This is a genomic window from Umezawaea tangerina (assembly GCF_003002815.1).
GTDB lineage: Bacteria > Actinomycetota > Actinomycetes > Mycobacteriales > Pseudonocardiaceae > Umezawaea > Umezawaea tangerina.
Genome location: NZ_PVTF01000004.1, coordinates 731202 through 744652, shown reverse-complemented (window position 1 = coordinate 744652; position 13451 = coordinate 731202). Strand labels below are relative to the sequence as shown.

The 13451-nt window shown below is 72.6% G+C and carries 13 protein-coding genes; 9 read left to right on the top strand and 4 right to left on the bottom strand.

Translation table 11 applies throughout. The features are described 5' to 3' along the window. Positions 1-3 precede the first annotated feature (3 nt). The 5 genes from CLV43_RS17500 to CLV43_RS17480 are packed head-to-tail and all read left to right on the top strand — an operon-like array spanning position 4 to position 4600. Complete coding sequence (locus CLV43_RS17500; RefSeq protein WP_106188208.1) at positions 4-855, top strand: ABC transporter ATP-binding protein; 852 nt, start codon at positions 4-6, stop codon at positions 853-855. A 3-nt stretch (positions 856-858) separates the two neighbouring features. Then, positions 859-1674, top strand: a complete 816-nt coding sequence (locus tag CLV43_RS17495; protein WP_245886563.1) for an SAM-dependent methyltransferase — start codon at positions 859-861, stop codon at positions 1672-1674. Between the two features lie 42 nt (positions 1675-1716). After that, entirely contained in the window at positions 1717-2496 is a 780-nt protein-coding gene (locus tag CLV43_RS17490; protein ID WP_106188207.1) for an enoyl-CoA hydratase/isomerase family protein, read from the top strand. 34 nt (positions 2497-2530) lie between these two features. Further along, positions 2531-3439, top strand: a complete 909-nt coding sequence (locus CLV43_RS17485; protein WP_106188206.1) for a class I SAM-dependent methyltransferase — start codon at positions 2531-2533, stop codon at positions 3437-3439. Continuing rightward, entirely contained in the window at positions 3440-4600 is a 1161-nt protein-coding gene (locus tag CLV43_RS17480) for a THUMP-like domain-containing protein (RefSeq protein ID WP_106188205.1), read from the top strand. A gap of 56 nt (positions 4601-4656) precedes the next feature. Here CLV43_RS17480 and CLV43_RS17475 read toward each other — a convergent pair whose 3' ends face one another. Then, positions 4657-5115: a PaaI family thioesterase gene (locus CLV43_RS17475; RefSeq protein WP_211304387.1), complete on the bottom strand. Its 459-nt coding sequence runs from the start codon at positions 5113-5115 to the stop codon at positions 4657-4659. A gap of 93 nt (positions 5116-5208) precedes the next feature. Here CLV43_RS17475 and CLV43_RS17470 point away from each other — a divergent pair, with 93 nt between their 5' ends. Beyond that, entirely contained in the window at positions 5209-5637 is a 429-nt protein-coding gene (locus tag CLV43_RS17470; RefSeq protein ID WP_211304386.1) for a winged helix-turn-helix transcriptional regulator, read from the top strand. Positions 5638-5714: 77 nt separating this feature from the next. Here the strand turns inward: CLV43_RS17470 and CLV43_RS17465 are convergent, their stop codons facing one another. The 3 genes from CLV43_RS17465 to aroB are packed head-to-tail and all read right to left on the bottom strand — an operon-like array spanning position 5715 to position 9777. Beyond that, complete coding sequence (locus tag CLV43_RS17465) at positions 5715-6788, bottom strand: sugar phosphate nucleotidyltransferase (RefSeq protein ID WP_170155874.1); 1074 nt, start codon at positions 6786-6788, stop codon at positions 5715-5717. Further along, complete coding sequence (locus CLV43_RS17460; RefSeq protein ID WP_106188203.1) at positions 6788-8671, bottom strand: TIM barrel protein; 1884 nt, start codon at positions 8669-8671, stop codon at positions 6788-6790. The genes CLV43_RS17465 and CLV43_RS17460 overlap by 1 nt, the downstream gene beginning before the upstream one ends. After that, positions 8668-9777 carry a 3-dehydroquinate synthase gene (aroB, locus tag CLV43_RS17455; RefSeq protein ID WP_245886561.1) on the bottom strand — a complete coding sequence of 370 codons (1110 nt, stop codon included), beginning with the start codon at positions 9775-9777 and terminating at the stop codon, positions 8668-8670. Before aroB ends, CLV43_RS17460 begins: the two co-directional genes overlap by 4 nt. Positions 9778-9931: 154 nt before the next feature. Between aroB and CLV43_RS17450 the strand changes: the two genes are divergently transcribed. The 3 genes from CLV43_RS17450 to CLV43_RS17440 are packed head-to-tail and all read left to right on the top strand — an operon-like array spanning position 9932 to position 13445. Then, a complete protein-coding gene (locus tag CLV43_RS17450; protein WP_342749788.1) occupies positions 9932-11110 on the top strand; it encodes an MFS transporter in 1179 nt (392 codons plus the stop codon). Next, complete coding sequence (locus tag CLV43_RS17445) at positions 11107-12009, top strand: SDR family oxidoreductase (protein ID WP_106188200.1); 903 nt, start codon at positions 11107-11109, stop codon at positions 12007-12009. Before CLV43_RS17450 ends, CLV43_RS17445 begins: the two co-directional genes overlap by 4 nt. After that, on the top strand, positions 12006-13445 hold the full coding sequence (locus CLV43_RS17440) for a trehalose-6-phosphate synthase (protein ID WP_106188199.1): 1440 nt from the start codon (positions 12006-12008) through the stop codon (positions 13443-13445). Before CLV43_RS17445 ends, CLV43_RS17440 begins: the two co-directional genes overlap by 4 nt. The last annotated feature ends 6 nt before the right edge of the window (positions 13446-13451 follow it).

Genomic DNA, 13451 nt, shown 5'->3' with positions numbered 1-13451 from the left:
ACAATGGGTCACGTGACCGACCACGGGGCGAGGCAGGGCACTGTGCAGAGTTCGGAAGTCGACGTGACCGATCTGGTCGTCCACATGGCCGGGGTCGCCGTGCGTCGTGGCAGGACCACGCTCGTCGGCGACGTCGACTGGAGTGTCGAACTGGACGAGCGCTGGGTGGTGCTCGGGCCCAACGGCGCGGGCAAGACCACCCTGTTGAGGCTGGCCAGCGCGGAGCTGCACCCCACGAAGGGGAAGCTGCACCTGCTGGGCGAGCGCATCGGGAAGACCGACGTGCGGGAGCTGAAGCCGCGGATCGGGCTGTGCTCGGCGGCGCTCAACGGGCGGGTGCCCGCGGACGAGAAGGTCGTCGACGTGGTGGTGAGCGCCGGCTACGCGGTCCTCGGCCGCTGGCGCGAGGACTACGACGTCGTGGACACCACCCGTGCGAAGGAGCTGCTGGGCACGCTCGGCATCGAGCACCTGGCCGACCGCACCTACGGGACGCTGTCGGAGGGCGAGCGCAAGCGCACGCTGATCGCCAGGGCGCTGATGACCGACCCCGAGATGCTGCTGCTGGACGAGCCCGCCGCGGGCCTCGACCTCGGCGGCCGGGAGGACCTGGTCGCGCGGCTGTCCGAGCTGGCGATGGACCCGGACGCGCCCGCGATGGTGCTGGTCACCCACCACGTGGAGGAGATCCCGCCCGGTTTCACGCACGTGCTGATGCTGCGCGAGGGCGGGGTGGTCGCGCAGGGCCTGCTCGACGACGTGCTGACCGAGGAGAACCTCTCCACGACCTTCGCCCAACCGCTGGAGCTCCAGCGTTCGGGGGACCGCTACTTCGCCCGTCGCAAGGCGGTGTGACCGGTGGTCGACCCCGAGGCCCAGCTGCCGCCGATCGTCGACCTGACCCGCCCGAACGACGCGCGGGTGTACGACTACCTGCTGGGCGGCGCCCACAACTTCGCGGTCGACCGGGACCTGGCCAAGCAGGTCGTGGCGGCGATGCCCGAGGTCAAGCAGGTCGCGCTGGCGAACAGGGCGTTCATGCACCGGGTGGTGCGGGAGAGCGTGCGCGCGGGCGTGCGGCAGTTCCTCGACCTCGGGTCCGGCATCCCCGGCGTGGGCAACGTGCACGAGATCGCCCAGTCGATCGACCCGACGTGCCGGGTCGCCTACGTGGACTCGGACCCGGTGGTGCACGCGCACGGCGAGCTGATCCTCGCGGACTCCCCGAACACGGCGCTGGTCAACGCCGACCTGCTGGACGCCGCCGACGTGCTGGACCGCCGGGAGGTGCGCGACCTGCTCGACTTCGGGCAGCCGGTCGCCGTGCTGGGCCTGCTGTCGCTGCACTTCATCCAGGACCACGAGGACCCCGACGGCGCGCTGGCCGTGTACCGGGACGCGATCCCGGTGGGCAGCCTGCTCGCGCTGAGCCACCCGGCGGTGGACCCGGCCCACGAGGGCAACGACGCGATCGACCTGTTCGAGCAGGGGTACATGGTGCGGCCCGCGCGGCGCGACCTCGACCGGTTCCGCCGGATGTTCGACGGGTTCGAGCTGCTGGAGCCGGGCATCACCAGGCTGTCGCAGTGGCGACCGGACCGCGAGGGCGTCGAGGACGTCCCCGTCAACGGCGGCCTCGGCATCAAGTCGAGCACCACGACTACCGGGCGGTAACCTGCCGTACGGCAGTGCTGAAGACCTGGTCGAGGAGGACCTGTGGCTGAGTTCGTCACCCTGGAAGTCGACGGCGGTATCGGCACGATCCGGCTGGCCCGCCCGCCGATGAACGCGATCGACAAGCAGGTGCAGGCCGAGATCAAGGCCGCGGCCGAGGAGGCCGCCACCAGGACCGACGTGCACTCCGTGATCGTCTACGGCGGGCAGAAGGTGTTCGCCGCGGGCGCCGACGTCAAGGAGTTCGCCAGGACCTCGCACGCCGAGATGCTGGAGCACGCCTGGCCGCTGTCGCAGGCGCTGGGCTCGGTCGCGGACATCCCGAAGCCGACCGTCGCGGCCATCACCGGCTACGCGCTGGGCGGCGGCTTCGAGCTGGCGCTGGGCTGCGACCGCCGGATCGTCGGCGACAACGCGAAGCTCGGCCAGCCGGAGATCCTGCTCGGCGTCATCCCCGGCGGCGGAGGCACGCAGCGCCTCGCCCGGCTGGTCGGCCCGGCCAAGGCCAAGGACCTCGTCTACACCGGCCGGTTCGTCACGGCCCAGGAGGCGCTCGCCATCGGGATGGTCGACGAGGTCGTCGCCCCCGACGACGTCTACTCCGCCGCCCAGCGCTGGGCGGGGCAGTTCGTCAACGGTCCCGTCGTCGCCTACGCGGCGGCCAAGCGCGCCATCGACGAGGGCCTCGACGGCGACCTGGTGAGCGGCCTCAAGTTGGAGAGCGACCTGTTCGCCGCGCTGTTCGCCACCGAGGACCGCGCGATCGGCATGCAGTCGTTCATCGAGAACGGTCCAGGAAAGGCCAAGTTCAGTGGCAAGTGACCCCGCGCCCAACCCGCACGCGACGACGGAGCAGATGGAGGCGGCCTGGAAGGACCCCAAGCTCGCCAACGTGCTCTACCACGACTGGGAAGCAGGCACGTACGACGAGAAGTGGTCCATCTCCTACGACGAGCGCTGCATCACCTACGCCACGGACCGCTTCCGCGCGGTGTCCGGCGGCGTCGGCCCGTACGGGCACGCGCTGGAGCTGGGCTGCGGCACCGGGTTCTTCCTGCTGAACCTCATGCAGGGCGGCGTGATCGAGAAGGGCTCGGTCACCGACCTGTCGCCCGGCATGGTCGAGGTCGCCCTGCGCAACGCCGAGAACCTCGGCCTGCCGGTGGACGGCCGGGTCGCCGACGCGGAGCGCATCCCGTACGACGACAACACGTTCGACCTCGTCATCGGGCACGCCGTGCTGCACCACATCCCCGACGTGGGCGCGGCGATGAAGGAGGTCCAGCGGGTGCTCAAGCCCGGTGGCCGCTTCGTGTTCGCGGGCGACCCGACGAACATCGGCAACTTCTACGCCCGCAAGCTCGGCCAGCTCACCTGGTGGCTGACCACGAACGTCACCAAGGCCCCCGCGCTCGTCGAGTGGCGGCGCCCGCAGGAGGAGCTCGACGAGTCCTCCCGCGCGGCCGCGCTCGAAGCCGTCGTGGACCTGCACACGTTCGACCCCGCCGACCTGGAGCGCACCGCGCGGGCCGCGGGAGCGCGCGAGGTCAAGGCCGTGACCGAGGAGCTGTCCGCCGCGCTGTTCGGCTGGCCGGTCCGCACGTTCGAGGCCGCCGTGCCGAAGGGCAAGCTCGGGTTCGGCTGGGCGATGTTCGCCTACCGCACCTGGCAGCGGCTGTCCTGGGTGGACGAGAAGGTCCTCGCCAAGGTGCTGCCGCGCGAGGTCTTCTACAACGTGTCGATCACCGGTCGCAAGCCGCTCTAGGTGGGGTACGGGTTCACGCTCGACGACGTGGCGCACCTGCGTTCCGACGCCGGGCGCGCCGCGTTGGCCGAGGTGGCGGAGCTGCCGCTGACCGACCGGCTGGCCGACGTGACGGCCGCGCGGCGGATCGCGGGCGAGCGGTCCGCCGCCGTGCTGGAGACGGTGCTGCTGCGGCGCCGCGCCGCGGCGAAGGTGGACGGGGCGGCGGGCTGGCTGTTCACCGACGACGCCTTGCAGCAGGCCACGGCGTCCCCGGTCGGACGGCACCGGGCCGCGCGGTTCGCGGGCCGGGTGGTGCACGACGTGACGTGCTCGGTCGGTGCCGACCTGGTGGAGCTGGCACGGGTGGCCGACCGGTGCGTCGGGTCGGACCTGGACCCGGTGCGGTTGGCCATGGCCCGCCACAACTGCGGCCCCGACCAGGCGCTCGTGCGGGCGGACGCCCTGACCCGCGTGTCACGGGCCTCCGCGGTGACCGCGGACCCGGCCCGTCGGGACTCGGCCGGTCGGCGGACGTGGAAGCCCTCGGACTTCCTGCCGCCGCTGGACGAGCTGGCCGACACGTACGCGGGTGTCGACCTGGCGGTGAAGTGCGCGCCGGGCATCGACTTCGCCGTCGCCCCCTGGGCCGACGAGGTCGAGCTGGTCTCGCTCGACGGCGGCGTGCGCGAGGCCTGCCTGTGGACGCGGGGGCTGGCCACGCCCGGTGTCTCGCGGCGGGCCACGGTGCTGCGGTCGGGGAGTCCGGAGTGGACGATCACCGACGCCGAGCCCGACGACTGCCCGGTCACGGCACCCGGCAAGTGGGTCGTGGACCCCGACGGCGCCGTGGTGCGGGCCGGGCTGGTGCGCCACTACGCGGCCCGGCACGGCCTGGGGCAGCTGGACGAGCGGATCGCCTACCTGACCGGGGACGTGCCGCCGCCCGGTGTGCGGGCGTTCCGGGTGGTCGAGCACGGGCACTACACCGAGAAGTCGCTGAGGTCGGTGCTGCGCAAGCACGACGTCGGACGGCTGGAGATCCTGGTCCGGGGTCTCGACGTCGACCCGAACACGCTGCGGCGCAGGCTGAAGCTGTCCGGCACGGCGGAGATGACCGTGGTGCTGACCAGGATCGGCAGCGGTCCGGTCGCGATCCTCTGCCACGCCGAACGCACCTAGCGCGGCGGACCGCCTGGATGACGGAACTCCCTGGTGGCGGTTCGCGGTCAGCGCACCTAGCGCGGTGCCGGGAAGACCATGCAGGTCGTGGTGCCGTGGGCGATGAGCCTGCCCTTCTCGTCCACGATCCTGCCCTCGGCGGTGGCCAGGCTGCGGCCGATGTGGACGACCTTGCCCTCGCCGGTCAGCAGGCGGTCGTCGGTGCTGGTGGCGCGGATGTAGTTCACGCTCAGCTCCAGGGTCGTGTAGCCGACGCCGGGGGCGAGCGCGGAGTGGACGGCGCAGCCCATGACGGAGTCGAGCAGGGTCGCCGCGACGCCGCCGTGGACGGTGCCGATCGGGTTCACGAAGTCGGGGCGGGTGCGCAGGGACATCACGACACGACCCTCCTCGAGCTCGGTGAAGGTCATCCCCATCAGCCTGCCGATGTTGGGCGTGTCGGTGTCCTGCGCGTCCTGGAACCGGCGCAGCACCTCCAAGCCGGACAGGGCGGCGCGGTCGTCTGTCGTGGTCACGGTGTGCTCCTGCGGTTCCGGGGGCGGCACCGTAACTACTATCATGGTAGCTACGGCTTGGTGAAGACCTCTGGAGGACCTGTGGTGCAGCACGTGAGCTTCGCGGAGGCGGCCTGCCCGATCGCCCGCGGGCTGGAGCACGTGGGCGAGTGGTGGAGCGTGCTGGTGCTGCGGGACGTGTCCGCGGGCATGACCCGGTTCGCCGACCTCCAGGAGCACCTGGGGATCTCACCGGGGTCGCTCAGCCGTCGGCTCAAGAGCCTGGTGGAGTCGGGGCTGCTGGAGCAGCGCGCGTACACGACCGCGCCGGTGCGCCACGAGTACGTGCTCACCGAGCGGGGGCACGACTTCCTGCCGGTGCTGGGCGCGCTCGCGGCCTGGGGACAACGCCACTTCGGACCCGAGCGGCCCGCGGCGCGGCTGGTCGACCGCGCCACGGGGCGGACGGTGCACCCGGTCGTCGTGGACGGGAAGACCGGCAAGCCGATCACCAGCACCGACCACGGCCTCGAGGTCCGCTAGGGCGTGTGTCCCGGATCTCGTCCGATGGGAGTCGCGCCTGAGGTGGTTCCTGCGGACGCGGATCCGGGAATCCCGCCTCAGGGCTCCAGGTCGGCGATTCCGACGCGGGAGGTCGTCAGGTGTTCGCCGGCGCCGACGACGGTGTCGACCACCTCGATGCCCGAGGCGATCGTGGCGCCCGGCAGCAGGACGGACCGGCGCACCAGTGCGCCCGGTTCGACCGCGCAGCCGGGGAACAGGACGCTGGAGCGGACGTCCGCGCCGACGGGCAGGTCGCCCGCCACGAGGTTGCCGCCGACGCGCCGCGGTGCCGGACCGCCGAGGGTGAGCGGGGCCTTCAGCGCCTCGGGGTGGTCGATCAGGCCCAGCTGGCCGGAGTGGTAGCGCTCGACGGTGCCGATGTCGGCCCAGTACCCGGTGACCGGGTGGGCGAGCACCTTGCGGCCGGTGGCGATCATAGCGGGCAGGACGTCGCGGCTGATGTCGTGCTGCCAGCCGTCCTCGCCGAGCGCGGCCAGCTCGTCGAGCACCTTGACGAGGGTGTCGACGCGGAACAGGCAGAACGCGGTGAAGATCAGGTCGGACGTGGGCTCCTGCGGCTTCTCCACCAGGCGGCGCACGGTCAGGTCGTCGTTGACCTCGACCATGCCGAACAGCTTCACGTACCGGCGTTCGATGGCCTGCACGCCGATCGTCACGTCGGCGCCGCTCTCGCGGTGGGCGTGCAGCATGTCACCGTAGTCGTAGGTGTAGACGTGGTCCGCGTGCTGCACGAGCACGTCCCGCGCGCCCGGCGCGAACAGGTACTCGGCGTTGGCGGTCAGCGCGTCGGCGGTGCCCAGCTCCGGGGCTCGTTCCGGCAGGGGGCCGGTGAACGACGGGTCGCGCACTAGGTCGTCGTGCGGTCCGAAGTGGACTTTCAGCGGGCTGTCGTCCCAGCTGCGCAGCAGGTGGTCGATGAGGTCGCGCTCGCGGTGCAGCGACATCAGCACCAGCTCCGGGATGCCGGAGCGCAGCGCGTTGTCGACGCTGAAGTCGACCAGCCTGCACGAGGCCGCGTAGGGGACGAGGGGTTTGCAGGTGTTCGCGGTGAGCGTCCCCATCCGCTCGCCGAGCCCACCGGCCAACAGTGCCGCCCTGACCTCGTGCATCACCACGTCCTCCCTTGCGGTTCGCGGTCGGGGAGCAGGGAGCGCAGCAGCCGCGCGGAGTTCGCCGCGCTCTGCTCCCTGGGCAGCAGGGCGTCCTCGTGCTCGACGTAGAGCACGCCGCGGAAGCCCTCGTCCAGCAGCGCCGCCACCACCGCGGGCCACGGCAGGTCGCCGGAGCCCAGTGCGCGGAAGCGGATCGCGGGGCCGGGTCCGTAGCGGGACCAGCCCGCGCCGGGCGGCTGGTCGGTGCCGGTCCAGCGCTGGAGGTCCTTGGCGTGCGCGGCGCCGAGCCGGTTGCCCCAGCCGCGCACCACCGACACCGGGTCGTAGCCGACGGCCGCGAGGTTCGCGACGTCCAGGCACAGCCGCACGTCCGCCGCGTCCAGCAGCCGCCGGGTGCTGTCCGGGTCGTAGGCGACCTGCTTGGGGTGCGGCTCGACGAGCAGCCGCACGCCGTGCTCGGCGGCGAGCTTCAGCACGGGCGTGGCGGCTTCCAGCCACGCCTCGACGTTGTCGGCCCACGAGACGTCGCTGTGCCACCAGGACAGCCAGCGCGACAGGTCCGGGACGCCGAACATCAGCCGCACCTGGGGTGCGCCGAGGTCGGCGGCGATCCGGATGGCGTGCTCCGCGTGCCGCAGGGCGTGCGCGCGCTTCTCGTCGGCGGACCCGGCGAGCACCGGGTCGGTGTGCGGACCGTGCGGGCCGAGCAGCAGCTGCGTGTCGCGGCTGTTGCTGACGCACGTCACGGCCAGGTCGGCCAGGGTCTCGCGCAGCTCGGACCGGTAGGCGGCGTCGGCTGCCCAGCGGTCGGCGTCGACCAGTCCCGTCGTGGTGTCGGTCGGCAGGTCCACGGCGTCCACGCCGATCTCGCGGGCGGCGTCCAGCGCCGCGGGCAGACCGTCGCCGCCCCACGCCGCGAGGCACAGGCCGAGCGCGATGGGACCGGTGGCCGCGGCCGGTCTCGGCGCCGGGCGGGGAGGGGCGGCGAGGGTGAGCGTCCACGCGCAGTCGTCCAGCGCCCACGCGGGCACGCCCGCTTCCAGCGCGGCCTCGATCGTGGTGTTGGGGTCGTCCACCACGACCACGTCGCCGAGCACCTCGCGTTCGAACTCGGCGAGGAACTCGGGGCAGCCGAGGAACACCCCGCCGCCCGCCGCGACGGTCCACCCGCCTTCGAGCCCGGCGGCCGCGGCGGCGGCCCGGACGCCGAGGCCCAGCTCGCCGATCGCGTCGGCGACCAGCCGGGTGGCCACGGGGTCGCCGTCCAGCCACGCCCGGCACACGGTCGGCGCCAGCGCGGCCACCGCGGCCTTGGGGAAGGCCAGCCGGGCCAGGTCGCGCGCGGTCGTCACGCCGAAGTGCTTGGCCAGCACCGTGTCCGGGCCCCGGCCGTCCAGCGCGCGCACGGCCGCGCGCAGCCCGGACAGGCCGAGGTCGTACGCGCTACCCTCGTCGCTGCCCAGGTACTCGCAGCTGCCGACCCGCACCGGCGCCGACCGCCCGTCGCCGGCCAGGAAACCCGAGCCGGTGCCGCACACGACCGCGACACCGCGACCGGACAGCGGCGGCGCCACCAGCCACGGCAGCGCGTCGTTGGACACGACGACCCGCCCGCGCAGGCCCGCCCGTTCGGCGGTCCGGCGCAGGCGTTCCAGTTCGGACCCCGGATCACGGGGGTCCACCGTGGCCGTCGCGATCCAACCCCGGCCGACCCGGCCGTCCAGGTCGGCGGCCAGGTCGGCGAACACGGTGCGCAGCACCGCGTCCGCCGCCTCGTGACCGCCCGAGGCCGGGTTCACCGACCCGTACCGCCGACGGCCGCCGGGACCGGTCACCGCGGTCCCGGTGCCGCCGGCGTCCACAGTCCACAGTGGAGTCACGGGCGCTCCCGCACCAGCGCCGCCCGCACCTCTTCGGTGGTGACGTCCTCGACGACGGCCGTCGTCCCCAGCTCCACGGGGAGCACGAACCGCAGGCTCCCGTCGCGGATCTGGCGGATCTTCGCCAACGCCCCGAGCACGTCCTCCACCACGACCTCGACCCCGAGGTCGGCCAGCGACACGGGCAGGCCGAGCCGCCTGATCAGCGCGATCACCCGGTCCGCGGTGGCCGGGTCCACGACCCCGCGCGACCTGGCCACGTCGACCGCGACCGCCATGCCGAACGCGACCGCCTCGCCGTGCAGCACCGGCCCGTAGTCCGTCACGGTCTCGACCGCGTGGCCGACGGTGTGCCCGAAGTTCAGCGGTCTGCGCAGGTCCACCTCGTACGGGTCCCGGCCGACCAGCTCGGTCTTGATCGCGCTGGCGGCGTGCACCAGCACGTCCACCGCGGGCGACCGGCACTCCACCAGGTCGTCCACGTTGTCCTCGATGTACCGGAACAGCGCGGGAGAGGCGATCACGGCCTTCTTCACCACCTCGGCGAGCCCGGCGCGCGCCTGCCTGCGGTCCAGCGTGCCCAGGTACTCCAGGCACGAGATGACCGCGCGCGGCTGGTAGAACGCGCCGACCAGGTTCTTGGCCTCGCTGTGGTCGACCGCCACCTTGCCGCCGATGCCCGCGTCGACCTGCGCCAGCAGCGTGGTCGGCATGTTCACGTACGGCACCCCGCGCATGTAAGCGCTTGCCACCCAGCCGACGGTGTCCACGATGACGCCACCACCCAGTGCGATCACGACATCGCGTCGGGCGAAACCCACCTGCGCCAACCAGTCCACCAGCTCGAACGCCGTCGTGGCCGTCTTGCTCTTCTCACCGCTGGGCACCGAGGTCGTCCCGAGCAGCTGACCCCGTTCGGTCAGCGCGTCGATGATCGGGCCCGCGTGCAGTTCCGCCACCACGTGGTCGGTGATGACCACGGCGCTGCGCCCGTCCAGCTCGGTGAGCAGCGCCTCGATCGCGGAGGCCACGCCGCGCACGACGTCGATGCGGTAGCTGTCCTCGCGGACCACGTCGACGTGCACGACCGCGGGGCCGTCTGGCAAAGGGATTCGGTCGGTGACCAAGAAGTCGCGACTGTCCATCTGTCTCCTCTCGGGGGTCACCCGATAAGGCGCCGGTTGGCAGCTTCTCCGAGTCGGCGTTACGTTGGGTTCACAATCACTGAACCCAACGTAACCCAATCAGTGAGGGGAGACAGTGTTGGCAAGTGCGCCGCCAAGTCGTCCGAACGCCAAGGGGTTGATCTTCGCCGCCACCAGCTGGGGACTCTTCTGGGGTGGTTGGGCCGGGCTCTTGCCCGAGGTCAAGGACCAGATCGGCGCCACCGAGTCGGAGTTCGGACTCGCGTTGTTCGGCATCCCGGTCGGCGCCCTGCCCGCCATGGTGATCACTGGAAAACTGGTGTCTCGAATGCGCGAAAGGGCACTCCCGTTGGTACTTTCGGTCTTCGCAGTGGCGTGCGCGCTGCCGGGGTGGACGCATTCCCCGGTGACCTTCGCGCTCTCCCTCGTCTTGATTGGAGCGACCTCCGGCGCGATCGAGGTCGCCCTCAACGCCACCACCGCCGCGCACGAGGCGCGCGACGGCGTCCGGCTGTTCAACAAGGTCCACGCCGCCACACCGCTCGCGATGGTGGTCGCCGCGCCGTCGGTCGGCCTGGCGCGGCAGGCCGGGGCGTCCTCGCGGGACGTGCTGCTCGTCATCGCCGCCCTCGTGCTGGTCAGCGCCTTCCTGTCGGTGGACCGGGCGGGCTGGCGCACGCAGTCCACTTCGGACACTGCGGTCCGCCCCCGCTCGATGACCCCGGTCCTGATCGCGTTCGGCCTGGTCGCCGCCGTGGTGCTGTTCATGGAGAACGCCGTCGAGCAGTGGGGCGCGATCCACCTGGAGCAGGACCTCGGCGCCGGACCGCTGCTCGGCAGCGCCGCGCCCGCCGCGTACATGATCGGCCTGGCGGGCGGGCGGCTGCTCGTCCAGTGGCAGGGCGAGCGCTTCTCCGGCCTGACGGTCGTGGTGTTGGGCAGCGTCCTGGGCGCGGTCGGCCTGGTGCTGGCCGTGGTCACCGAACCCGCCGGGCTGCCCGCCGTGGTCGCGCTGGTCGGGTTCGCGCTGGCCGGTGTCGGGCTCGCGCCCGCGGTGCCGACGCTGCTGGGCATGGCGGGCAAGTCGACCGACGACGAGCGCAGGCCCGCGGCGATCACCACCGTCACCACGATCTCCTACCTCGGCTTCCTCGGCAGCCCGCCGCTGGTCGGCCTGATGGCCGCGAGCTGGGGCCTGAGCACCGCGTTCGCCGTGGTCGCGGCGGGCGGCGTGCTGGTCGCCGCGGCGGCCGCGCTGCTGCGCCTGCCCGAGCCGGAAGGCGTCGCCGGGTGAGGGCGCTGGTCGTCGGCAGCGGTTTCCTGGGCGCGTCGATCGGGGCCCGGCTGCGAGCGCTCGACGTGGACCCGGTCGTCGCCTCGCGGCACGCGCCCGACACGGCGTCCGCGCGCGGCCTGCCGTGGCGGGAGCTGGACGTGCGCGACCCGGCGGCGTGCCGGGACGTCGTCGAGGGCGTCGACGCGCTGGTCGTCGTGCACGGCCCGTCGGACATCACCTGGTGCGAGCGGAACCCGGCCGAGACGGCCGCCGCGCACGCCGGCGGGGCGGCCAACCTCGCGGCCGCCGCCGACGGCCGCCCGGTGCTGCTGATCTCCACCGACAACGTGTTCGACGGCACCCGGCCCAGCAGCGGCGAGACCGACGAGGTGTCGCCCGCGAACGCCTACGGCCGCGCGAAGCTGGCCGCCGAGCGGACGCTGCTCGACACCGGTGCCGGGCTGGCGCTGCGGGTGAGCCTGGTCTACGGCTGGGAACCCGACGGCATCCGGCCGAACTTCTTCACCACGTGCGCCCGCGCGCTGCTCGACGGCGGCGGGGTGGACGTGCCGGACGACCACTGGAACACCCCGGTGCTGGTCGACGACGTGGCCGCGTGGACGGTCGCGCTGCTGCTGGCGGGCCGCACCGGGCTGCTGCACCTGGGCGGCCCGGAACGGCTGACCCGGTACGCGTGGGCCCGCCGGATCGCGCTGGCCGTCGGCGCCGACCCGGCCCTCGTGCGCAGTCAGCCGAGGGCCGAGGGGCACTACGCGAGCCGCCCGGTCAACGCGTGCCTGCACAGCACCAGGGCGCCCGGACTCCCCGAGCTGGCCGCCCTCGCGCCGCTGGGGGTGGACGGGGGAGCGCTGGCCCTGACCAAGATCGCCGCGAACGACGTCGTGGAGGACCGATGAGCAAGCACCTGTTCCTGGCCAGCAAACGGGCCGTCGTCACCTACGCACCCGATCCGGAGACCGGCCTGCTCAAGGCGTGGCTGGCACCCGGCGGCACCGGCAACGTCGTCGCCGAGCAGGCGGGCTACCTGGACGTGTCGTGGATCGTCAGCGCCGACACCGACGACGACCACCTCGCCTCCGAGCAGAACCCGGACGGCATCGTCACCGAGCTCCCGTCCGGCCGCGAGATCACCGTGCACCCGTTGCGGCACAACCGCGAGACGTTCCGCGTGGTGCAGGACTTCCTGACCGCCGAGCTGATGTGGGCGGGCAACAACTACGGCTGGGACAAGTGGACGACGCCGACGTTCGGGGAGGAGACGCGCGCGGCGTGGCGGGCCTTCGACGAGTTCACCGAGGACTACGCCCGCGAGCTGCTGGCGCGGTCGGCGGACGTGACCGACCCGGTCTACCTGGTGCACGACTACCAGCTGGTCTGCGTGCCCGCCCGGATCAGGGCACAGCGGCCGGACGCGCCGATCCTGCACTTCGTGCACATCCCGTGGCCGTCGGCGGACTACTGGCGCATCCTGCCCAAGCCGATGCGCACCGGCATCGTCGAGGGGATGCTCGCCTCCGACGTGATCGGCTTCTTCGCCGACCGCTGGTCGCGCAACTTCCTGGCCTGCGTGGAGGACCTGTTCCCGGACGCCGTGGTCGACCGCGCCGCGAGCACGGTCACCTGGCGCGGACGGGTGTGCCAGGTGCGCACGCAGGTGCTCGGGTACAGCCCGGAGACGTTGCACCGCAGGAAGTCCACCCTGCCGGAGGGCATCGAGGAGTGGGCGGGGGAGCACCGGCTGGTCGTCCACTCCGGACGGACGGACCCGATCAAGAACGGCTGGCGCGCGGTGCGGGCGTTCGTCAAGGCGGTCAACGAGAACCCCTCGCTGCGGGGCACCCGGATGCTGGTCCGGATGAACCCCAACCGCCTCTACGTCGAGGCGAACTCCGACTACGTCCGGCGGGTGGAGGAGGAAGCGGCCGCCGCCAACGCCGAGCTGGGAGCGGACACCGTGCGGACCCACTGCGACAACGAGGTCAACCACAGCTTCGGCTGCTTCGAACGCGCGGACCTGCTGGTGTTCAACTCCACCGTGGACGGCCAGAACCTGAGCGTGTTCGAGGCGCCGCTGGTCAACCGCCGTGACGCCGACGTGATCATGTCCGAGATGCTCGGCGCGGCCGAGGTGCTGTCCGAGGTGTGCCGGTCGGTCAACCCGTTCGACGTGTCCGAGCAGGCCGAGGCCATCGCGGCGGCGCTGCTGGCCACGCCGGAGGAGCGGGCCGCGTCGGCGCTGAAACGCCGTGAGGCGGCCGAGCCGTGGACGCTGGAACGCTGGGTGGACACCCAGCTGGCCAGCCTGCGTTCGATTGATTCGGGCCAGCGCTGATGCACC

Excerpts from the sequence above, each read along its gene's own strand:
- CLV43_RS17500 (WP_106188208.1), top strand. The coding sequence starts at position 4 with ATGGGTCACGTGACCGACCACGGGGCGAGGCAGGGCACTGTGCAGAGT.
- CLV43_RS17465 (WP_170155874.1), bottom strand. The coding sequence starts at position 6,788 with ATGCACGAGGTCAGGGCGGCACTGTTGGCCGGTGGGCTCGGCGAGCGG.
- CLV43_RS17485 (WP_106188206.1), top strand. The coding sequence starts at position 2,531 with ATGGAGGCGGCCTGGAAGGACCCCAAGCTCGCCAACGTGCTCTACCAC.
- CLV43_RS17440 (WP_106188199.1), top strand. The coding sequence starts at position 12,006 with ATGAGCAAGCACCTGTTCCTGGCCAGCAAACGGGCCGTCGTCACCTAC.